A 21127-nucleotide genomic window follows, 5' to 3' on the forward strand; every position below is an offset into this window, starting at 1 on the left:
CTAGCGGCTTATCCTTTGGCAATCACCCCCGAACCGGGCGTTGACCCACACGACTTGTTGCCCTTTTCCATTGTCCTGCCTATCGCGCATCCCATGACCGAAAGCACAAAGCCCGCCGTGGCCATGGCCAGCGTGGGGGACAACCCGACCCCGATCTGGGGCCTCTCAAATCGCGAACGCACGCGCCGTATCGGCGCGGCCAATGGGCTGGTGCCGCAATCCGATTCCGGCGCGGTGATCGCCAATGACGATTTCGCATGGGACCCGGCGTGGTTCAGGCATGTGCTGGCAAATCCGGGCATGGTGCTGACGATGGGCGGCGTGCCCGCCCTCGCCCATGCGCGCACCCCGGCCGAGGCGGAGCAGGTCTGTGCCGCAATGGCGGAAAGCCGGGCGCTGGCAGGCGGTGACTTCGAGGTCATCGCCTATGAAAGCGGCCCCACGATCGAGAACAAGCAGCTTAGGAAGCGCGAGACGCCGTTCCTGATGCCTCTCACCCCCGAAACGATCCGCACAATCGAACGGGCGAGCTATTTCGGCGCGTATAAAGGCGTGACCGACATTCTGACCAAATATCTCTGGCCGGAAGTCGCGCTCGTCCTCACCCGCATCGCGGCGAAGCTGGGCATGACCCCGAACATGGTCACCGCCATCGGCGCCGTCATGTGCGTCTATGCGACCTATATGTTCGCGCTGGGCAATTACTGGACGGGCATGGCCGTGGGGCTGGTGTTCATGGTGCTCGACACGGTGGACGGAAAGCTGGCGCGCTGCACCGTCACCTCCAGCTGGTGGGGCAATATCTTCGACCATGGCATCGACCTGGTGCACCCGCCGTTCTGGTGGTGGTTCTGGACGACGGGGCTAGTCTATTGGGGGCTTGAATTGAGCCCGGAGAATTTCGTGTCGATCATGATCGCGATCCAGGGCGGCTATGTGCTGCAGCGCGTGATCGAAGGGGTATTCATGCGCCGCAACGGCAGGATGCATATTCACGTTTGGAGGCGTTTCGACAGCTGGTTCCGCCTGATCACCGCGCGGCGCAATCCCAATATGGTGATCCTGTTCGTCTCCATGCTCTTCGCCCGCCCCGACTGGGGCATAGTGGCGGTCGCCTGGTGGACGGTGGTGTCCTGCGCGATCCACGCGATCCGTCTGTTGCAGGCGGAAATCGTGCGCGGGCGCGACGGCAAACTTACCAGCTGGCTTTCGGAAGGATGAGCGCGATGAACGAGACGATTACCCGCTTCGGCCACCCGGCAACTCTGGTCGCCGAATATGACCACTGGGTGGCCTTGCTGCGTCCGGCCCAGCCGACATTGGGCTCGCTGGTGCTGGCCGCCAAGAGCGAGGCGACCGATTTCGGTGCGTTACCGGCCGCAGCGCACGCGGAACTGAAGCAGGTTACCTCGGCCATCGAAGCGGCGCTCAAGAGCTTCGTCGATTACACCAAGATCAATTATCTGATGCTGATGATGGTCGACCCGCATGTCCATTTCCACGTCATCCCCCGCTACGAGGGAAAGCGTGAATTCGAGGGGCTGCAATTCCCCGATGCGGGCTGGCCGAAGCTGCCTGATCTCGGCACGGCAGTCACGCTTGACGACGAACGCGTCGCAGCCTTGACCGCCGCGCTAAAACCGCTTTTCGCCTGAACGGGTCCGCGCTCAGTTCCAGGTATCGGTAAGCGCGGTCGCGGTTTCGATATCGGTCAGGAAATCGACCTCGGCCCAGTGCATTCCCTCGATCGAGCAGGTGCCGACCTTGCCGGTCGGGGCCAGCGTGTCGATAACCTTCAAATACCAGTGCTCGACCCCGTCGCGCTCGCGCATCTTGGTGCGCACGGCTTCGCGGAACAGTTCCGCGCCCTCGCCGCGAAAGGCGAGGAAGCCGATCGATTCGGAATTGGTCTCTTCCGCCGTCAGCGTCTTGCCGATGTGCAGCAGGCGGCCATCGGGTTCGCGCAGCACCTTCATGTCGTCACTGTCATAGGCGGGTTTCACGTCGACCGTGACGGCGATGGGCCACGGTCCGTCGGGGCCGTCCTCGCCTGCCAGCACCTTTTTCACGATGTCCTCGGAAATCAGCGTGTCGCCGTTGAGGATGAGGAAGTCGCCCTTCATCTCTTCGCGCACGATCCAGCAGGAGCCGAGGTTGTCGGCGACCTTGAAGAACGGGTTGAAGTGGCAGGTGATCTCCACCCGCGGATCGTTGATCTGCGAAATCGCGTGCTCGACCTCGTCGGTCTTGAAACCGGTGACGATGTCGATTTTCTTGACGCCACCGCGGGCCAGCATCTCGATCTGCCATTCAATCAAAGTGCGGCCCGAAAAGTCGATAAGGCACTTGGGTCGCTCGGCGGTCAGCGGCAGCAGGCGGGATCCCTGGCCCGCGCTCAACAGGATTGCATGTTCGATCATGGCGGCGCGCAATAGTGGCAAAGGGCGCAAACGGCAATTCCCGGCGTGTCGCCATCCGTCGCATTACGGGGACACTGTGATCGTGCCCGCTTGCCTCCTGCGCATTCATCGGCCAATCAGCGCGCCATGTCGCGCCGGCGCCCGAAACATAACGAAGACCGTTCCATGCTGGGCCGGATGCTTGCCAATCTTGGCTGGCTTCTGGGAGGCAAGGGATTCGGCGCGGTCTGTTCACTGGTCTATCTGGCGATCCTTACCCGCACCCTAGGGCTTAAGGACTTCGGCCACTTCTCGTTGATCTTTGGCACTTCGCAGGCGCTGATCGCGGTGGCGGGGTTCCAGACATGGCGCGTTGTCGTGCGTTTTGGCGCCGAACATGTGCATGACGGGCAGTGGGACAGGTTCGGCCGGCTTTCCATGCTGGCCGGCGTGCTCGACGTGGTGGGCGCGATGATCGGCTGCGGGATCGCCTATCTCGCCTTTTACCAGTTTGCCGACATGCTCGGCCTGAACAAAAGCCTCATCACCACGGCTTTCTGGTTCAATGTCGCCTCGCTCTGGGCCCTGCGCTCAGCGCCGACCGGGGTGGTCCGCGCGCTCGACCGATTCGACATGGCGATCTATGTCGAGGCGGTGGTACCATTGGGCCGCCTGCTGGCTGCGGTGGCGATATGGCTGACGGGGCCGAGCCTCGTGCGCTTCCTGATCGCATGGGCCGCGATCGATCTGCTCGAAGCCGCGCTTTACTGGATCCTCGCCCGTCGCCTCTGCCCCCAGGCGATACGGCTGTCACGGCTGAAAGATTTTACCGGCGCGCTGAAGGACAATCCCGGCGTGGTGAAATTCTTCATCGTCACCTTCCTGTCCTCCACGCTCGAGGCTGCCTATCGCAATGGCCCGCTGCTGGCTGTCGGCTATCTTCTCGGCACGCGCGCTGCGGGTCTGTATCGCCTGGCGCAGCAGCTGGCGCAGGGGCTGGCGAAATTCTCCACCCTGCTCGCCCGCGCCGCCTATGCCGAGATTTCGCGGGCGCGCGTCACATCCGCCATTCAGGATTTCAGGAAGCTCATCCGCCAGACAAGCGTGCTGGCCGGTGGCGGCAGCGCCATCGTGGTGCTGATCGTGGTGCTGGCGGGGCGCTGGCTGCTTGAACTGCTGGGCGGCGAACAGTTCTCCGGCGGCGAACCGATCCTGATCGCGCTGGTCGTGGGGGCAAGCTTCGAACTTGCAAGCGTCGCCTTCGAACCGGTGCTGCACTCTACCGGGAAGGCGAAATATTCGCTTGCCGCCCGGCTCGTCGCGGTCGGCGCCACGGCTGCGGGTATCCTCGCCTTTGTTCCGGTCGCAGGGGCGCAGGGCGCGGCATGGGGCGTGGCGACCGGCGGCGCGGTGCTGTATTTCACCATGGGTCTTTTGACCTTCATCGTGCTGCGCCGGCTAACGCGAGAGGATCGCGCGGCGCGCGCGCAGGAACCCGCCGAACCGCCCCCCGCCGGCCCATAAGTCGGCCCGTGGCCGGACCGGTCGCATCCACAACTGGCAAAATTAGCAAGAATGGCAGCTTGTGCAGCGCGGCACGTTTGGCTAACCGGGGCCCCGACGATCTGTCTTTTGCAACCGAAAGAATTGCACATGGCCACCTTTACCCTCCCCAAGAACAGCAAGATCACCGGCAAGAGCAAGACTCACGCGTCGGAAACCGGCGGGAAGGTGAAGAAGTTCAAGGTCTATCGCTACGATCCGGATAGCGGCGAAAACCCGCGCTATGATACGTTCGAGATCGATCTCGACGCGTGCGGCCCGATGGTCCTCGACGCCATCATCAAGATGAAAAACGAAATGGACCCGACGCTTACTTTCCGGCGTTCGTGCCGTGAAGGCATCTGCGGGTCCTGCGCGATGAACATCAACGGCAAGAACGGCCTCGCCTGCACCACCGCGATCGAGGATTGCGGTTCGGGCGAAGTGCGCATAACGCCGCTGCCGCACATGGACGTGATCAAGGATCTCGTCCCCGACTTCACGCATTTCTACGCGCAATACGCCTCGATCCGTCCCTGGCTGCAGACCGTGACCCCGACTCCGTCGGGCAAGGAACGCCTGCAGTCGCCGGAAGAGCGTGGCAAGCTCGACGGCCTGTACGAGTGCATCCTTTGCGCCTGCTGCTCGACCGCGTGCCCCAGCTACTGGTGGAACTCGGACAAGTTCCTTGGCCCGGCCATCCTGCTGCAGGCCTATCGCTGGCTGGCCGACAGCCGCGATGAAATGACCGGTGAGCGTCTTGACGAGCTGGAAGATCCCTTCCGCCTCTATCGCTGCCACACCATCATGAACTGCGCGAATGTCTGCCCCAAGGGCCTCTCGCCCGCCAAGGCAATCGCCGAAATCAAGAAGATGGAAGCCGAGCGCCTCGTCTGATCGACGCGGAACCTGCGGAACTGATGGCGGTTGCGTTTCTGAATCCGGCTGATCAACGGCCGGGCTGGATGACTTGGACAATCGGCGCTGCCGACCATTTCGTCGGCTCGGTGCTCGGCAGGCTTTTCGTCCGTGCCGAAAGCGACGGATGCGCGCGCGTCCGGTTGGAACCGCTGGAGCATCACCGTAACGTCAACGGCGTCTATCATGGCGGCGCGATCCTCAGCCTGATCGATAGCGCAATCTTTCCTGCCACCATGCTTTTGACGGGCAAGACGGATCTCAATGTCGCGACCATCGACCTGCAGACGCAATTCGTGGCGCCTGGCGATCTTGACCGCCCGCTCGATGCGCTGGTGACGCTGACCCGCGAAACCGGGCGGATGACCTTTACCCGCGGCGTGGTCGTGCAGGATGACGATGTCGTGGCCAGCTTTACCGCGCTGCAGCGCAAGATCGCGGGCTGACCGGTGTCGGGCCTTGTCGCCAGATATGACGCGCTGATCGCAGCAGGAGAGCTTCGCCGCGACCCCGAGCAGCGCGCTGCGATCCTGCGGCTTGCGCAGCTTCAGGACGAGCTTGAGGCTCCGCCGCCAAAGCAAGGCTTTTTTGCAAAGCTGAAGGGCGAGAAACCGCCTCGCCCGCGCGGCGTCTATATGTATGGCGATGTCGGTCGCGGCAAATCCATGATGATGGACCTGTTCCATGACACGCTGGAGATCGAGGCCAAGCGCCGCGTCCATTTCCACGAGTTCATGCTGGAGGTCGACCAGCGCATCCGCGAGGAGCGCAAGAAGGAAGCGGGTGACCCCATCGGCCCTGTCGCCAAACAGCTCGCCAGCGGTATCCGCTGCCTGTGCTTTGACGAGATGGTGGTCAAGAATACCGCCGACGCCATGATCATGAGCCGCCTGTTCACCGCCTTGATCGAGGTGGAGGACGTGGTCGTCGTCACCACGTCGAACCGGCCGCCCAGCGATCTGTACAAGGACGGCATCAATCGCGGGCTGTTCATGCCCTTCATCCACCTGATCGAGGCGGAGCTGGACACGCTGACACTGAACGGCCCGACCGATTACCGCCTGCAGCGCCTTGGCGGCATGGATGTCTGGTACAGCCCCACTGGCGACGAGGCCACGGCCAAGGCGCGGCAGGCCTTTTTCCGCCTGACCGACTATCCGCCCGAAGATGCTGCCCATGTAACCGGATATGACCTTCCCGTCGGGGAATCGCGAACCCTGTGGGTTCCAAAGAGCCTGAAAGGCGTGGCCGTGTTTTCCTTCAAACGGCTGTGCGAACAGCCGCGCGGATCGTCCGATTTTCTTGCGATTGCACGGCATTACCACACGGTCATCGTGGTCGGCATCCCGATCATGGGCCCCGAAATGCGGAACGAGGCGCAGCGTTTCACCACACTCATCGACGCGCTTTACGAAAACGGCGTCAAGCTGGTCGCCACGGCCGATGCGGAGCCGGCCAACCTGTACCCCAGCGGCGATGGCGCGTTCGAGTTCGATCGCACCGTCAGCCGCCTGATGGAAATGCAGTCGGCTGACTATCTCGCGCGCGGACACGGGGAACAGTAGACGCCAAGGTCACATATTTGTGCCTTCTTGAAGGACGCTCCAGACCTGCCATCTCTCCATCGTTACCGGCGGCCCCGTGCCGATTGCAGGGCCGGACAACCCCGCCGAAGAGAGAGAACACATGCTTGAGATCCGTCCCTTTGACCAGCTGGGCAAGGCCAATCACGGTTGGCTGGACACCAGCTATCATTTCAGCTTTTCCAATTACCACGATCCCGCCCGGATGGGCTGGGGCCGTCTGCGCGTATGGAACGACGACTGGATCCAGGCCCGCAGCGGCTTCCCCCCGCATCCGCACCAGAACATGGAGATCGTGACCTTCGTGCGCAGCGGCGCCATCAGCCACCGCGATTCGCTGGGCAATGAAGGGCGCACGGCGGCAGGCGACGTGCAGGTGATGAGCGCGGGCACCGGCATTACCCATGCCGAATATAACCTAGAATCCGAAGACACGACCTTGTTCCAGATCTGGATCCTGCCAGATCAGGCCGGCGAAGCGCCCGGCTGGGGCCAGCGCGAATTCCCGCGCGGCGACCGGGCGGGCAGCTGGGTCACGGTTGCCAGCGGCAATCCGACGGGCGAGGCCCTGCCCCTGCGCGCCGATGCGCGGGTTCTGGCCGCGACAGTGAAGGCGGGCGACACGATCACCTTGCCGCTCGATCCCGCGCGCCATTATTACACCGTGCCGGTCGGCGGTTCGGTGAAGGCCAATGGCAAGACCGCCAATGGCCGCGACGGCATCGCGGTGACAGGGGAAGACAGCCTGACCATCACCGCAAAGGATGATGTCGAGCTGCTGCTCGTCGATACGCGCTAGACCAGAAGCTCTCGCGCCGGGCCATGGCCCAGGAAAGCTGCGGGGCTCGCGCTTGCGCCATAGGCTCCCGCGCAGAACACAGCGACAAGGTCGCCCACCCGGATTTCGGGTAGGGTGACCTTGTTCGCGAGGATGTCCAGCGGCGTGCACAGCCGTCCGACGACCGTCTGCTCCTGATTGATCGCGGGTTCACCGAACCGGTTGGCCACCGCCACCGGATAATTGCGCCGCACGACCGTGCCGAAATTGCCCGATGCCGCCAGCTGGTGATGCAATCCGCCATCGGTGACGACAAATATCTCGCCATGGCTTTCTTTCACATCGAGCACGCGGGTCAGATAGACCCCCGCCTCCCCCACGAGATAGCGCCCCAATTCAATGGCGAATTGCGTATCGGCCAGCCTGTCGGGCATCGACGCGAGCGCATCGCCCAGCGCCGCGCCGACTGCGGTCAGGTCAAGCGGCGTATCGCTTGGGAAATAGGGAATGCCAAAACCGCCGCCCAGATTGCAGTGCGGCACATCCACGCCCGCCGCCTCCGCCAGTTCGGCGGCCAGCGCCAGCGTTGCCGCCTGCGTCGCGATCACGGCTTCGGCATCGAGAGCCTGGCTGCCCGCATAGATGTGAAACCCGCGCCAAACGGCCCCGCTCGCCACGATTTCGCGCGCCAGATCGGGGACGAGCGCGGCGTCGATGCCGAATGGCTTGGCGCCGCCGCCCATCTTCATGCCCGATCCCTTTATGTCGAAGCTGGGGTTAACCCGGATCGCCAGTCGGGGCACGGTGCCAAGGCTTTCGCCGATGGCCAGCGCGCGGCGGATTTCTGCCGCTGATTCCGTGTTGAGCGTCACGCCGGTACGGATTGCAGCTTCGATCTCGCCATCGTCCTTGCCCGGCCCGGCAAAGCTGATCCGGTCCGCATCCATCCCGGCCTCAAGCGCCAATGCCAATTCGCCGCCCGATGCGATGTCGAAGCCATCGACAAGCTCCGCCATATATCGCAGCAGTGCCGGGTGGGGATTGGCTTTCATCGCATAATGCATGGCCAAGCGGCCGGGCATGGCCTCGCGCAGCGATGCGACGCGGGCTGCGAGCATGGCGCGATCATAGGCGAAGACCGGCGTGCCTTCACGAGCCAGATCGCTGGCAGTGCACCCACCGATCAGCAATTCGCCATTGCTGCCGGCAAAACCTGCCGGAATGGGGCCCATCGGTTTCATTGCGCAACCTCCAGTTCCTGTTTCAGGCCAGCGCGATCCAGCTTGCCCGTCGCGCCGCGTGGCAGTTCGTCACGCCAATGGATGGTCTGCGGCAGCATATAGGCGGGAAGCTCCTTACGCAGGGCGGCGGCCAGTTGCTTGGTCACATCGCCCGTCGCATCCGGCGCCGCTCGCGCGATCAGGTGGACCGCCTGTCCCAGCCTCTCATCCGGCAAACCCAGTGCCACGCATTCTGCGACAATGCCGGTGGCGATGGCCGCATCCTCGATCTCCTGCGGGCTGACGCGCTGGCCCAGCACCTTTATCATCGCGTCGCGCCTGCCCACGAAATAGAGCAGGCCATCCGCATCGCGCATCACACGGTCGCCCGACCACACCGCCGTGCCCCCATATTCGGACCACGCGGGGGCGGGCCGAAACCGCTCTGCCGTGCGCTCCGGGTCCTGCCAGTAGCCCTGCGCCACGAACGGGCCTGCATGCACCAGCTCGCCCTCCTCGCCCGGTTTCGCTGGCTGTCCGGCATCGTTCACGACCATGATCTCGACATATGGGACGGCCGTGCCGAATGACGTGGGGTGCGTGTCGATCAACGCCGGATCGAGGAAGGCGGATCGGAAGGCTTCGGTCAGGCCATACATGGCGAACAGGCGCGCATCGGGAAACGTCGCGCGCAGGCGGCGCACCAGCGGCTCTCCCAAGGCGCCTCCGGTATTGGTCAGGCGGCGCAGCGGGGCGATGGCGGCCTCGGGCCAGTCCTGCTCCAGCAATTGCACCCACAGCGGCGGGACGGCGGCCAGCGTGGTGATCTGCCTCGCCTCTACCGCCTTTACCACTTCGCGCGGCAGCAGATAGTCGATCGGCACCACGGCCCCGCCCGCATACCATGTCGATAGCAGCTGGTTCTGGCCGTAATCGAAAGCGAAGGGCAGGACGGCAAGAACGCGATCGTCAGGCTCCAGCCCCAGATATTCGGCAACGCTTTCGGCCCCCAGCCACATATTTGCATGTGACAGCATCACGCCCTTGGGCCTGCCGGTCGAACCGCTGGTGTAAAGGATCGCCGCCAGATCCTGTGGATCGGCATCCGAGGGAGCTAGCGGATCGCACTGCTCCGCTTCCTCCAGCACCTGCTTTTCATCGACGGAAAGGCATGAGGGCGGCACATCGCCATTGCCCAGCGCACCCAGCCTGCCCGAATTGGCGATCAGCGCCCGTGCCCCGCTGTCGGACAATATATGCGCCACCTGCGCGTGTTTCAGCACGGGGTTCACCGGCACATGCACGAATCCCGCTCTCGGCGCGGCAAGCGGAATCAGGCAGGTCAGCAGCCCCTTGCCTGCCCAGCTGGCGATACGCGCGCCTTTTTCCCAGCCATTCTCACGCCCCGCATTCACCAGCCATGCGGCCAGTTTCCCGGTCAACGCCTCCAGCGCGGCATAATCGAGGACCTCGCCCTTCAGCATTAGCGCGGGGGCATCGCCGCGCCCTTTCAGCGGCAGGTGATCGAGCGGTTCGGGGTGTGCCTGACGGGTCATTGCCGGGGTGATACCATTCCTTGAAACATGCGCCACGCTTGCCAGTGCTTTTCGCAAAAGCTAAGGCCCGCCACCGTCATGACCGAAACGACACCGCCCGCCACCGAATCCTCCGACGCCAAGCTGCGCGCCATTCTTGTCGATGTCCTTGCATTGGACAAGGAACGCGTGGCCGGTTTCGATGCGGATACCGAACTGTTCGGCGCTATCCCCGAACTCGATTCGCAGGCCGTCATGGGCCTTCTTACCGAGATCGAGGATCGCTTCGGCTTCATCATCGATGACGATGACGTCGACGGCGATATGCTGGAGACCTATGGCGCGCTCCTCACCTTCGTGATGGCGCGCCGCCCGGATTAAGCGTTTCGGCAGGCAATCAGCCGGCCGCTTCCGCCTCTGCCTTCGCAAAATCCAGCGTGGCAAGGAAGCGTTCCGCATCCAGCGCCGCCATGCAGCCCGTGCCAGCCGCCGTCACGGCCTGCCGATAGGTATGATCCATCACGTCACCGCAGGCGAACACGCCGGGTACGGCGGTCTTGGGCGTGCCCGCCTCGACCACCAGATAGCCGCTCTCGTCCATCTCCAGCTGTCCTTCGAACAACGAGGTCGCAGGCGCATGACCAATGGCGACGAAAGCACCCTCCGTTGCAAATTCACTGGTCTCGCCAGTCACGGTGTCCTTCAGGCGCAGGGCGTTGAGACCCTTCTCGTCGCCAAGGAATTCCTCGACCGTCTTGTTCCACAACACGCTGATCTTGGGATTGGCGAACAGGCGTTCTTCGAGGATCTTTTCCGAACGCAGTTCGTCGCGGCGGTGGATCAGGGTCACATCGTCGGAATGATTGGTGAGGTACAGCGCCTCTTCCACGGCGGTATTGCCGCCGCCGATGACGACGACCTTCTTGCCGCGATAAAAGAACCCATCGCAGGTGGCGCAGGCCGAAACGCCCTTGCCTGAAAATTCCTGCTCACCCTCTACGCCCAGCCACTTGGCCTGTGCGCCGGTGGCAATGACCAGCACGTCGCCGACATATTCATCGCCGCTGTCGCCCACCGCCTTGAACGGAGAGCCGCCTTTGATGTCGATGCTGGTAATCGTGTCCCACATCATGCGCGTGCCGACATGTTCGGCCTGCGCCTGCATTTCCTGCATCAGCCACGGGCCCTGCACCACGTCGCGGAAGCCGGGATAATTCTCGACATCGGTGGTAATGGTCAGCTGTCCGCCGGGCTGCAGGCCCTGCACCACGATCGGTTCCATCCCGGCGCGCGCGCCATAGATCGCGGCGGAAAGCCCGGCGGGCCCCGAACCGATGATGAGCATGCGGGTGGTGTGCGTGGTCATGAATCTGTTCCCGTTCGTAAGTCTGGGGCACGATCTAGGGGGCAAGCCGTGCAATGCAATGCCCCAATGCCCAGTCCTTGTGGACAGGGTACGGTATGGTGGTCAGCGAGACGCCGCCGGTACCCAGTCGGGCGCAGCCAGTTCAAACCCCTCAAAGCGGAAACCGGGCGACACGATGCAGCTTACCAGCGTCCAACCCGCTGCCGCATGGGCAGCCTGCCATTCGCCGGGTCGATAGACATGCTGGATCTGCTGCCCAGCGACGACATCGGGCCCAAGGATGACGTCGGGCACGACCGTTTCACCATCATCGCCCGACGCGATTGAGAGTGTTAGCGGCGATCCGGCGTTGTAGATCCACATCTCCGCGGCGTCGATCCGATGCCAGTGTGAGCGTTGCCCTTCCTCAATGAGGTAGAGGATGCCGCTGGCAAGCCCGCGGCCCTCTCCTTCGCGCCATGTCTCCTTGTACCAGCCGCCTTCGGGATGGGGCTGCATGGAAAGGGCGGTGATGATGTCCTGGGCATTGCTCATGCCCTGCCCTTAGCGCGCCGAAGCGCCCGCCAGCAATGGATAGGGGTTGATCGGCGTGCCTTCGTACCAGTCATCGCTCTCGCTCATCGCGTTCACCGCGAAATGCAGATGCGGGGCGGACGCATCGGCATTGCCCGACGATCCCACTGTGCCCAGCAGATCGCCGGTGGCCACGGCCTGTCCTTCGGCCAGTCCCGGAGCATAAGCCTGAAGATGGGCGTAGTAATATTCACGCGATCCATCAGGGCTGCGGACATAGATGGTCTTGCCTCCATCGTCCGACAGGAACAGCTTTTCGATCATCCCCCCGCTCGCGGCCAGCACAGGCGTTCCGGCAGGTGCCATGATGTCGATCGCATCATGGGCCCGCCCTGCTCCGCGCGCGTCGGTATAGGTGTCGGTCAGCTGCGCCGCTTCCACTCCAGCGACGGGTATCGCAAGCCGAGCGCCCGCCGCAGTGACCTGCGGCGCCAGAACCGCAGGGGCATTGGCGCTTATGTCGAGAGTGTCGCCATCTTCGTCGGAAACGCTCGCATTCGGCTTTACGGGCGTCTCGACCACATCATCCGGCCTTTGCCAAAGCCACCCCATCAAAAGCCCGCCAACGACCAGCCAGAATAGCGAAACAAAGCCCGCAGTCACCAGCACCAGCCGCATGTCGCGCACCAGCCCGCCCTTGGCAGAGCCGCTCACAGGCTTCGTGTCTGATGCTGCCGTGCTCATTTCTGGAAATGCACCTCGGTCGACTGGTCGACCATTTCGGCAAGCCGGGCCGCATCCCAATTGGTCAGGCGCACGCAGCCATGACTCTGCGCACGGCCAATCGTCTGCGGCTCGCTGGTGCCGTGAATGCCATAATGCTCTTTGGACAGGTCGATCCAGACCACGCCGACCGGGCCATTGGGGCCGGGCGGCAGCTGCTGCTTCTCCGCCGTGTCGGGCACATCCCAGAACAGGGTGGGATCATAAGCGAATGGCGGATTATGCGCGACGCCAAGGATCTTCCAGTCCCCGATCGGCAGCGGGTCATGACTGGAGCCGGAACTTACGGTGAACGCGGCAATGATCTTGCCGTCCTCGTCATAGGCGATCAGCGTATCGTCCGACTTGTCGACCACGATGCGCGCGGCATGGGGCTGCTCGCTCCCGACGCCCAATGTGCGCAGCGTATCGCGCCAGTCGCTGGCGATGTCCTTGTTCGCATCTATGAAATCGGCGCCGATATTGGGCACGCGAATCTGCTGTCCTGCCTTGAAGTGGCTTTTCGGCCCCGGCCTCGCGTCATCGGTCGGGTTGGGATCTTCCTCTTCCGCCTCATCCGGTGCGGCGGGCTTTTCACCCTTTGCTTTCGCACCCGCCGGCTGGCCATCGGGGTTCAGCATCATCAATGTGTCGACGGTCGTGTGAAACCTTTCGGCCAGCTTTTCATCCAGCGATTCGTACCCGAGCCGTGTCATCTCGGCCTGATCGGCGGCATCGTCGGGAATGGCTTCATACCGGCCAACCGCAAAGCTTTCGGGGATCGTCACTACGCGGGTCGCGGGGACAGCATGCGCGCCGGGCGCTGTCGCGGTAGGCTGCGGCGTATTTTCGATCTCACCATCGGCATTCACCTGCGGCCCCTGTTCGGAAAGCGCGGTGGAGCCAAGCAGCGCGGCGCGGGTCGCATCATCCAGTTCCCCGGATTCGGTCAGCCCGTTCGCCTCCTGAAAGGCGAGCAGCGCGTTTTCGGTGCTCATGCCCATCTGCCCGTCGATCACGCCGGGGGAAAAGCCCATCCGGTCAAGGATGACCTGCGCCTGCATGACCGGGCGCTCTTCGCTGTCGGCAATGACATCGGGCGATGCGGCGGCGCTGTCGTCGCTGCGCATCTCATCGGCGTAATTGTCGTCGGCTTCCGGCTGAGGGGCTGTCTGGGTCTCCTCGGCCGGTTCTTCGCTCTGGCTGCAACCAGCCAGCACGACAGCCAGCGCGAACGGCGCGCAGAATTGAACGGCGGTACGGCGGATCGGCATTTCTTTCCCTTCGCTTCGTCTTCTTGCCCCCTGCAACGCGTAAACTGGGGGAAAGGGTCCGGCGAAGGTATCCGGATCAGTCTTCGGGCGGAGGCGGCGCCTTGGCGATGGCATCGGCAAGGGCGCGGACATTGGCGCCCTCGTCCCCCTTCCACACTGCGCCCGACACGGCGATGAAATCGGCGCCTGCCGTCACGAGCGGCGCGCAATTATCAGGCGTGATGCCGCCAATGGCGACGCAAGGTATCTCGAAGATCCGGTACCACCACTCGATCGTCTCGATCTCGGCGGTATGCTCGGTTTCCTTGGTAGTCGAAGGGAAGAACGCGCCAAAGGCGACATAATCGGCCCCCGCCTCGCCCGCTTCCATCGCGAAATGGCGGCTATCGTGGCAGGTCACACCGATCTGCGCATCGCGCCCCAGCTGCTCACGCGCTTCCTTTACCGTGCCGTCCTTTTGACCAAGGTGCACGCCATCGGCCTTCAGGCGCTTGGCAAGCGCGATGTCGTCATTGACGATAAAGCCAACCTCGCGCTCAGCGCAGATTTTCTGCAGCGGTTCCGCCAGCGCGGCCGCCTCGTGCTGGTCCAGTCCCTTAACCCGGAACTGGAAAGCGGTGACGACATCGGGCGCGGCATCAATGGCGCGGGCCAGCCGTTCGGGGAAATCGCCCGAGACATCGAGCGGCGAGATGAGATAGATTTGGGTCGCGTTCATGCGCGCCGCCTTAATGCGGAGTGGAAGGAGAGAAAAGACCCATGCGCAACCGCCCGTTCGCTATTTCGCTTACCATCATGCTGCTTGCCGCCCCGTTGGGGGCCTGCGCGACCTATCCGGGCGATGCGCCCATCGTCGATGGCGGCACCCCTGCCCCCGATGGCAGTGCGGTCGCACTGGGACAGCCGGTGTCCGCCGATACGGTTGTCCTGACCCCGATGGAGGTGATCGAGGACAGCCGCTGCGCCGCTGGAACCGAATGCGTCTGGCAGGGCCGCGTGGTGGTCACCACCCGTGTCGATGGCGCAGGCTGGCGTGAGACGGTGAACCTGATCGCCGGACAGGACCAATCGGTGCGCGGCGTGCATGTCGTGCTGTATGAAGTTGCCCCCACCAAGGGGACCGGCGAAATCTCCGCCAGCGATTATCGTTTCAAGCTCGACGCCAATGACATGAAACCGGTCATGTGACCAAAAAGGGCCGCCTCCCTTTCGGGAAACGGCCCTTCCTCTCTCCAACCGGCGTCTCTCGAAAACGAGAGGCTGTCAGCGCATCAGGCGACGCTGGCAGCGTGGATCTGGTCGATCGCGGCCGACAGCGTGCCGTCGAATTCATCGTCGCTCTGCCCGGCGCGCAGGTCCTGCAGCAGGCCTCGGCTGAAGCTGGCGATCATGCCCTTGTTCTGGGCCAGCTTTTCGCAGGCTTCCTCGGTCTTGTAGCCACCCGACAGGGCGACGACGGCCAGCACCTTGGGGTGGGCGATCAGCTCGGCGTACAGGTTCGCTTCGACCGGGATCGAAAGCTTGAGCATGATCTGCTCGCCCTCGGGCACGGTGGGAAGAAGCTTGAGGATCTCGTCCTTCAGGATCTTCTCGCCCTCCGCGCGGTCGGCGGCGGTGATCGTGTATTCAGGCTCCAGCATCGGGACAAGGCCGTGCGAAAGCACCTGCATGCCCACTTCGAACTGCTGCTTCACGATGGCGGCGATGCCCTCGGGGTTGGCCGAGTTGATGACCGAACGCTCCTTGGTGCCGAAAACGCCAAGCCCCTTGGCGCGGGTCAGCAATTCGTCAAGCGTGGGCATCGGCTTCATCATCTGCACGCCATTGGCCTCGTCCTCGAGACCCTTGTCGATCTTGATGAAGGGCACGATGCCGCGATCGATCAGCGCCTGCGGCGTGGTCTTGCCCTCGACCATGCCGTCCATGGTCTTTTCGAACAGGATCGCGCCGATGACCTTGCCCTTGGAAAAGCAGGGCGAGGTGATGATGCGGCTGCGCATCTCGTGGATCTTGCCGAACATCTCATCATCGCCCGACCATTCATGGTCTTCAACGCCATAGCCGCGCAGCGCCTTCGGCGTCGAACCGCCCGACTGGTCGAGTGCGGCGATGAAGCCCTGACCTTCAGCGATCTGCTTCTTCATATCCATTGTTCAAGCGTTCCCTCTGTTTGAAATTGATGTGCTGCTGTCAGGCGCCAAGCGCCGCGACGCCCGGCAGTTCCTTGCCTTCCATCCATTCGAGGAAGGCGCCGCCAGCAGTTGAAATATAAGAGAATTGTTCCGCAACACCTGCGTGATTAAGCGCAGCGACCGTATCCCCGCCACCGGCGACCGAGACCAGCGAGCCCTCGGTCGTGAGCGCCGCGGCAGTACGCGCGAGCTTCACCGTCGCCTCGTCGAAGGGCTCGGTCTCGAACGCGCCCATCGGGCCGTTCCACACCAGCGTCTTGCAGGTCTTCAAAACATCGCCCAGCGCCTCGACCGCAAGCGGGCCGACGTCGAGGATCATCTCGTCCCCGGCGACCTCATGCACATTGCAGGTGCGCAGGGATGCGGGATTTGCGGCGAACTCCTTCGACACCACCACATCATAAGGCAGGTGCACCGTACAGCCCGAAGCATCGGCGGCTTCCATGATCTTCTCGACAGTGCCGGTCAGCTCATGCTCGCACAGCGACTTGCCCACATCGACCCCGCGCGCGGCAAGGAAGGTGTTGGCCATGCCGCCGCCGATAATCAGGTGATCGACCTGCCCGACCAGATGCTCGAGCACCGCAAGCTTCGATGAGACCTTCGCCCCGCCGACAACGGCTGCCACCGGCTTCTCCGGCGTGCCCAGCGCCTTGTCCAGCGCCTCAAGCTCCTTTTGCATCGAACGACCGGCGTATGACGGCAGCAGATGGGTCAGCCCCTCCGTGCTGGCATGGGCGCGGTGTGCGGCGGAGAAAGCGTCATTCACATAGAAATCGCCGTTCGCGGCAATCGCCTTGGCGAAATCGGCGTCATTCGCTTCCTCACCCGGCCAGAAGCGCGTGTTTTCTAGGATCGCGATATCGCCGTCGCCCATGATGCCGACCGACTGCGCGACAATGTCGCCCGCAACCTCGGGCACGAACATTATCTCGCGGCCCAGCACGTCCTGCACGGCATCGACGACCATCGACAGGCTCATCGTTGAATTGCGTGCGCCCTTGGGGCGGCCAAAATGGGCGAGCAGCAGGACCTTCGCCCCGGCATCGGCCAGTTCGAGGATAGTGGGCGCCGAGGCATTGATGCGCGTCTTGTCGGTCACCTGACCGCCGTTCATCGGCAGGTTCAGGTCAACGCGCACCAGCGCAACCTTGCCCTTGATATTATCAAGATCATCCAGTGTCTTGAAGCTCATTCCTCGATCCTCACTTCATCGCCCAGCTTGATCGTGCCGTCCGTCAGCACGCGTCCCAGCACCCCGCCACGCCATTCGGGCGTGAGGGCGGCCTTCAGGCCCGGGCGGATTTCTTCCATGCGGCTGCAGGGGTCGCATTCCTGCACCACTTCTATGACAAGATTATCGCCGATCATGATGCGCGCGCCGTCGCGGCGCGGCAAGGTGACCCCGCTGACGAGCAGGTTTGCCCGGCGGTGCCACCATTCCAGTGTTTCGGGGGTTTCGCCGATCTCCGCCATGGCGGCGGCCCAGTCCTCGGCCGCGATCAGGGAGACCTGGCGTTTGCGCGGCCCGTCGGGTTTCAACGCGCCGCGATAGTCACCGTGCACGCCCTCGCGCACGGTGACATCGACTTCATCGACAGTAGAGATGGGGCCACGCGGACGATCGTGCCGCGCAATTCCGGCCAATCGTCCGCTTGTCATGCCCTCTATCTCCCGCACTCCTTAAAGGAAGCTCGCCATCACTCCGGCGGTGTCGATCATGCGGTTGGAGAAGCCCCACTCGTTGTCGTACCAGCTGACGACACGGCCAAGCTTGCCTTCCATGACCGACGTTTCGAGGCTGTCGACCGTCGACGAAGCGGGGTAGTGGTTGAAGTCCGAGGAGACCAGCGGCTCGTCCGTATAGGCAAGAACACCCTTCATCGGACCATCGGCGGCAGCTTTCAGCGCCTCGTTAATGGCTTCCTTGGTCACGTCCTTCTTGGGGACGAACACAAGATCGACCAGCGAAACATTCGGGGTCGGCACGCGAACCGACGAACCGTCCAGCTTGCCGTTCAGCTCAGGCAGCACGAGGCCGACCGCGCGGGCAGCGCCGGTGGTGGTCGGAATCATGTTGGTCGCACCGGCGCGGGCGCGGCGCATGTCCTTGTGCATCTGGTCCAGCATGCGCTGGTCGTTGGTGTAGCTGTGGATCGTGGTCATGAAACCGCGCTCGATGCCAAAGGTGTCGTTGAGGACCTTGGCAACCGGGGCGAGGCAGTTGGTGGTACACGATGCGTTCGAAACGACGATGTCGTCCGCGCTCAGCACGTCCTGGTTCACGCCGAACACCACGGTCTGGTCAACGCCCGACGCAGGTGCGGAAATCAGCACGCGCTTGGCGCCAGCGGTCAGGTGCGGGCTGGCCGCTTCCTTCGACTGGAAGAAGCCGGTGCATTCCAGCACGATGTCGATGCCCATGTCGGCATGCGGCAGGTCGCCGGGGTTACGCTCTGCGGTGACGGCGATCTTCTTGCCGTTCACCGTCATGCTGCTGCCATCGGATTCCACGGTGCCGGGGAAACGCCCGTGCGAGGAATCGTAGGCAAACAGCAAAGCGTTCGACTTGGCATCGGCCAGGTCGTTGATGGCGACCAGCTCCAGATCGTGGTCATCACGCTCAAGCAGCGCGCGGGCGACAAGCCGCCCGATACGTCCGAAACCGTTGATCGCAACCTTGGTCGCCATGAATTCGCTCCTGCTTCTATTGTGCGCCAGCCCGGATCAGGCCAGCCGCTCCTTGATTTTCGCGGTGATGGTATCGGCGGTAAAGCCGAACCGTTCGAAAAGATCGCCCGCGGGCGCGGATGCACCGAATCTGTCGATCCCGATATTGAGACCGTCGGCCATCGTGTAGCGTTCCCAGCCCATCGTGACACCCGCCTCGATGGATACCCGCAGTATCTCGGACGGATTAACGTGCGGAAGAAGATCGTCTTTATAGGCAGCGTCCTGTGCCTCGAAGAGTTCAAGGCACGGCATCGAAAGAACATCCGCGCCAATGCCGTCGGCTTCCAGCGCCTTGGCAACATCCATCGCCACTTCGACTTCGGAACCGCTGGCCATCAGGATAACCTTGCGCGCCGCGTCCGCCGATTTCAGGCGATAGCCGCCGCGGGCCGAGCGGTTGGTCAGGCGGGTCCAGTTCTCGTCCCCCCCTCCCGGCATGTTGGCACCGCGCAGCTGCGGCAGGTTCTGACGGGTCAGCGCCAGCACCGAAGGAGTATCGGGCGTTTCCAGCGCCAGCGCCCAGCATTCCGCCGTCTCGATCACGTCCGCCGGGCGGAACACGTTGAGATTGGGAATGAGGCGCAGGCTCATCACCTGCTCGATCGGCTGGTGGGTCGGACCGTCTTCGCCAAGGCCGATCGAATCGTGGGTCAGCACGAAGACCGAGCGGATCTGCTGCAGCGCGGCCATGCGGATCGCATTGCGGGCATAGTCGCTGAAGATCAGGAAAGTGCCGCCATAGGGCACGACACCGCCATGCAGTGCCATGCCGTTCATCGCGCAGGCCATGCCGAATTCGCGAATGCCGTAATAGACATAGCGACCGGCATAGTCCTCCGCCGTAAAGGGCTCGGTGAACTTGGTCTTGGTGTTGTTGGAACCGGTGAGGTCGGCGCTGCCGCCGATCAGGCTGGTGAGCTTTTCAGTCAGCGGGCCCAGCGCCATTTCGCTCGCCTTGCGGGTCGCGACCTTTTTCGGCTCGGCCGCAAGATCGGTGATGAAGCTTTCTAATGCGGCCGAGGCGAAATCGCCCACCGGCATCATGTGCTGCTCCCACTCCCCGCGCTTGTCGCTGCTTTCCAGACGCTGCGCCCATTCGCCATGGGCCAGCTTGCCCTTCTCGCCCGTCTTGCGCCAGTCGGCGAGGATGTCCGACGGGATCACGAAGGGCTCATAAGGCCAGCCCAGCTCTTCGCGGGCAGCAGCGATTTCGTCTGCGCCCAGTGCCGCGCCATGCACCTTGCTGGTGCCTTGCATATTTGGGGCGCCCTTGCCGATGACGGTCTTGCACGCGATCAGCGAGGGGCGCGGATCGGCCAGCGCCTCGTCGATGGCGGCGCGGATCGAATCCGGATTGTGCCCGTCGCAGCGGACGGTGTGCCACTTGTAGGCATCGTAACGGCCAAGGATATCCTCGTTGGAGGACAGTTCCACCGCGCCATCGATGGTGATGTTGTTATCGTCCCAGAAAACGATCAGCTGGCCCAGCTTCAGATTGCCGGCAAGGCCTGCGGCTTCATGGTTCACGCCTTCCATCAGGCAGCCGTCGCCCGCTATCACCCAGGTGCGGTGATCGACAAGCTCGTCACCGAACTTCGCGTTGAGGTGACGTTCCGCCATCGCCATGCCGACCGCCATGGCAACGCCCTGCCCCAATGGGCCGGTGGTGCATTCGACGCCGGGAAGCAGGAAGTTCTCTGGGTGGCCCGCGCAGGGGCTGCCAAGCTGACGGAAACGGCTGATCTCGTCCATCGTCGGGTTCGCATAGCCGGTGAGGTGCAGCAGCGAATAGATCAGCATCGAACCGTGGCCCGCCGACAGCACGAAACGGTCGCGGTCCATCCAGTCCGGCGCGCTGGGATCGAACTTCAGATATTCGCCCCACAGCACGGTGGCGACATCGGCCATGCCCATCGGCATGCCGGGATGACCCGAATTGGCGGCCTGAACCGCGTCCATGGAAAGTGCACGAATGGCATTGGCCATGGGGCCGATGCGGGCGTTGTCGATGCTCATAAGACTAGTCCAGGCTTTCCCGTCCGAGGATTGAGGCCACCCTTGACGGGGCGACCTTTCACATAGGGACCGCGCGGGCGGAATGGCCGATCCAACCGACCACCCGGGCAGACCCCGTATTGGAGTTCGCCTGCCCCTTCATACCGCACCTTTGGACAGGCGATTCGATTCGCAGGGGCGCTTTGCGGCGCAGGCTCGTGCGCGTCAAGGCTGGCTGGGCGCTGTGCGATGCACCAATCCCCCGGCCACTTCACCGCCCGTCGCGATTGACGGGTGCTTTACCGTAGAGGGGGTGG

Annotated in this window: 22 protein-coding genes; 9 read left to right on the forward strand and 13 right to left on the reverse strand. The window is 63.3% G+C overall.

Annotated features, from left to right (window positions below; genetic code table 11):
* The first annotated feature begins 93 nt into the window (after nt 1–93).
* A complete protein-coding gene (locus A9D13_RS03860; RefSeq protein WP_066770509.1) occupies nt 94–1221 on the forward strand; it encodes a CDP-alcohol phosphatidyltransferase family protein in 1128 nt (375 codons plus the stop codon).
* 5 nt (nt 1222–1226) lie between these two features.
* Complete coding sequence (locus tag A9D13_RS03865; protein WP_066770507.1) at nt 1227–1655, forward strand: HIT family protein; 429 nt, start codon at nt 1227–1229, stop codon at nt 1653–1655.
* A 12-nt stretch (nt 1656–1667) separates the two neighbouring features.
* Here A9D13_RS03865 and A9D13_RS03870 read toward each other — a convergent pair whose 3' ends face one another.
* The gene (locus A9D13_RS03870) at nt 1668–2420 is read right to left on the reverse strand and encodes a phosphocholine cytidylyltransferase family protein (protein WP_066770349.1); all 753 of its coding nucleotides are present in this window, start codon (nt 2418–2420) and stop codon (nt 1668–1670) included.
* Between the two features lie 126 nt (nt 2421–2546).
* On the opposite strand from A9D13_RS03870, the gene A9D13_RS03875 reads away from it, so the two are divergent.
* The 5 genes from A9D13_RS03875 to A9D13_RS03895 all read left to right on the forward strand — a co-directional run bounded on the left by A9D13_RS03875 (nt 2547) and on the right by A9D13_RS03895 (nt 7241).
* Nucleotides 2547–3923: a lipopolysaccharide biosynthesis protein gene (locus A9D13_RS03875; protein ID WP_066770351.1), complete on the forward strand. Its 1377-nt coding sequence runs from the start codon at nt 2547–2549 to the stop codon at nt 3921–3923.
* 129 nt (nt 3924–4052) lie between these two features.
* Nucleotides 4053–4838 carry a succinate dehydrogenase iron-sulfur subunit gene (locus A9D13_RS03880; protein ID WP_066770353.1) on the forward strand — a complete coding sequence of 262 codons (786 nt, stop codon included), beginning with the start codon at nt 4053–4055 and terminating at the stop codon, nt 4836–4838.
* A 68-nt stretch (nt 4839–4906) separates the two neighbouring features.
* On the forward strand, nt 4907–5305 hold the full coding sequence (locus A9D13_RS03885) for a PaaI family thioesterase (protein WP_229665521.1): 399 nt from the start codon (nt 4907–4909) through the stop codon (nt 5303–5305).
* Between the two features lie 3 nt (nt 5306–5308).
* Nucleotides 5309–6424, forward strand: coding sequence for a cell division protein ZapE (gene zapE / locus A9D13_RS03890; protein ID WP_066770356.1), 1116 nt, complete (start codon nt 5309–5311; stop codon nt 6422–6424).
* 121 nt (nt 6425–6545) lie between these two features.
* The gene (locus A9D13_RS03895; protein WP_066770357.1) at nt 6546–7241 is read left to right on the forward strand and encodes a pirin family protein; all 696 of its coding nucleotides are present in this window, start codon (nt 6546–6548) and stop codon (nt 7239–7241) included.
* Here the strand turns inward: A9D13_RS03895 and A9D13_RS03900 are convergent.
* Together A9D13_RS03900 and A9D13_RS03905 are read right to left on the reverse strand one after the other, a co-directional pair.
* On the reverse strand, nt 7238–8461 hold the full coding sequence (locus tag A9D13_RS03900; RefSeq protein ID WP_066770360.1) for a pyridoxal-dependent decarboxylase, exosortase A system-associated: 1224 nt from the start codon (nt 8459–8461) through the stop codon (nt 7238–7240). The two genes, A9D13_RS03895 and A9D13_RS03900, sit on opposite strands and share 4 nt — an antisense overlap.
* Nucleotides 8458–9996, reverse strand: coding sequence for an acyl-CoA ligase (AMP-forming), exosortase A system-associated (locus A9D13_RS03905; protein ID WP_066770362.1), 1539 nt, complete (start codon nt 9994–9996; stop codon nt 8458–8460). Before A9D13_RS03905 ends, A9D13_RS03900 begins: the two co-directional genes overlap by 4 nt.
* 78 nt (nt 9997–10074) lie before the next feature.
* On the opposite strand from A9D13_RS03905, the gene A9D13_RS03910 reads away from it, so the two are divergent.
* Nucleotides 10075–10356, forward strand: coding sequence for an acyl carrier protein (locus A9D13_RS03910; protein WP_066770365.1), 282 nt, complete (start codon nt 10075–10077; stop codon nt 10354–10356).
* Between the two features lie 16 nt (nt 10357–10372).
* Here A9D13_RS03910 and trxB read toward each other — a convergent pair whose 3' ends face one another.
* The 5 genes from trxB to thiE form a co-directional block, all read right to left on the reverse strand.
* Nucleotides 10373–11341, reverse strand: a complete 969-nt coding sequence (gene trxB / locus A9D13_RS03915) for a thioredoxin-disulfide reductase (protein ID WP_066770368.1) — start codon at nt 11339–11341, stop codon at nt 10373–10375.
* A 102-nt stretch (nt 11342–11443) separates the two neighbouring features.
* Nucleotides 11444–11875: a cupin domain-containing protein gene (locus A9D13_RS03920; RefSeq protein WP_066770370.1), complete on the reverse strand. Its 432-nt coding sequence runs from the start codon at nt 11873–11875 to the stop codon at nt 11444–11446.
* 9 nt (nt 11876–11884) lie between these two features.
* Nucleotides 11885–12598, reverse strand: a complete 714-nt coding sequence (locus A9D13_RS03925) for a M23 family metallopeptidase (protein ID WP_229665524.1) — start codon at nt 12596–12598, stop codon at nt 11885–11887.
* The gene (locus A9D13_RS03930; RefSeq protein ID WP_066770372.1) at nt 12595–13890 is read right to left on the reverse strand and encodes a L,D-transpeptidase family protein; all 1296 of its coding nucleotides are present in this window, start codon (nt 13888–13890) and stop codon (nt 12595–12597) included. Before A9D13_RS03930 ends, A9D13_RS03925 begins: the two co-directional genes overlap by 4 nt.
* 76 nt (nt 13891–13966) lie before the next feature.
* Nucleotides 13967–14608: a thiamine phosphate synthase gene (gene thiE / locus A9D13_RS03935; protein ID WP_066770374.1), complete on the reverse strand. Its 642-nt coding sequence runs from the start codon at nt 14606–14608 to the stop codon at nt 13967–13969.
* Nucleotides 14609–14649: 41 nt separating this feature from the next.
* Here thiE and A9D13_RS03940 point away from each other — a divergent pair, with 41 nt between their 5' ends.
* Nucleotides 14650–15078 carry a hypothetical protein gene (locus A9D13_RS03940; protein WP_066770377.1) on the forward strand — a complete coding sequence of 143 codons (429 nt, stop codon included), beginning with the start codon at nt 14650–14652 and terminating at the stop codon, nt 15076–15078.
* A gap of 83 nt (nt 15079–15161) precedes the next feature.
* Here the strand turns inward: A9D13_RS03940 and A9D13_RS03945 are convergent, their stop codons facing one another.
* The 5 genes from A9D13_RS03945 to tkt are packed head-to-tail and all read right to left on the reverse strand — an operon-like array spanning nt 15162 to nt 20831.
* On the reverse strand, nt 15162–16040 hold the full coding sequence (locus A9D13_RS03945) for a fructose bisphosphate aldolase (RefSeq protein ID WP_066770380.1): 879 nt from the start codon (nt 16038–16040) through the stop codon (nt 15162–15164).
* Between the two features lie 40 nt (nt 16041–16080).
* Nucleotides 16081–17277 (reverse strand): phosphoglycerate kinase, encoded by a 1197-nt coding sequence (locus A9D13_RS03950; RefSeq protein WP_066770383.1) that lies wholly within the window; start codon nt 17275–17277, stop codon nt 16081–16083.
* On the reverse strand, nt 17274–17744 hold the full coding sequence (locus A9D13_RS03955) for an MOSC domain-containing protein (RefSeq protein WP_066770386.1): 471 nt from the start codon (nt 17742–17744) through the stop codon (nt 17274–17276). Before A9D13_RS03955 ends, A9D13_RS03950 begins: the two co-directional genes overlap by 4 nt.
* A 21-nt stretch (nt 17745–17765) precedes the next feature.
* Nucleotides 17766–18773 carry a type I glyceraldehyde-3-phosphate dehydrogenase gene (gene gap / locus A9D13_RS03960; RefSeq protein WP_066770388.1) on the reverse strand — a complete coding sequence of 336 codons (1008 nt, stop codon included), beginning with the start codon at nt 18771–18773 and terminating at the stop codon, nt 17766–17768.
* Between the two features lie 36 nt (nt 18774–18809).
* Nucleotides 18810–20831, reverse strand: a complete 2022-nt coding sequence (gene tkt / locus A9D13_RS03965) for a transketolase (RefSeq protein WP_066770390.1) — start codon at nt 20829–20831, stop codon at nt 18810–18812.
* Nucleotides 20832–21127 lie beyond the last annotated feature (296 nt).

Source organism: Croceicoccus mobilis (assembly GCF_001661965.1).
Classification (GTDB): domain Bacteria; phylum Pseudomonadota; class Alphaproteobacteria; order Sphingomonadales; family Sphingomonadaceae; genus Croceicoccus; species Croceicoccus mobilis.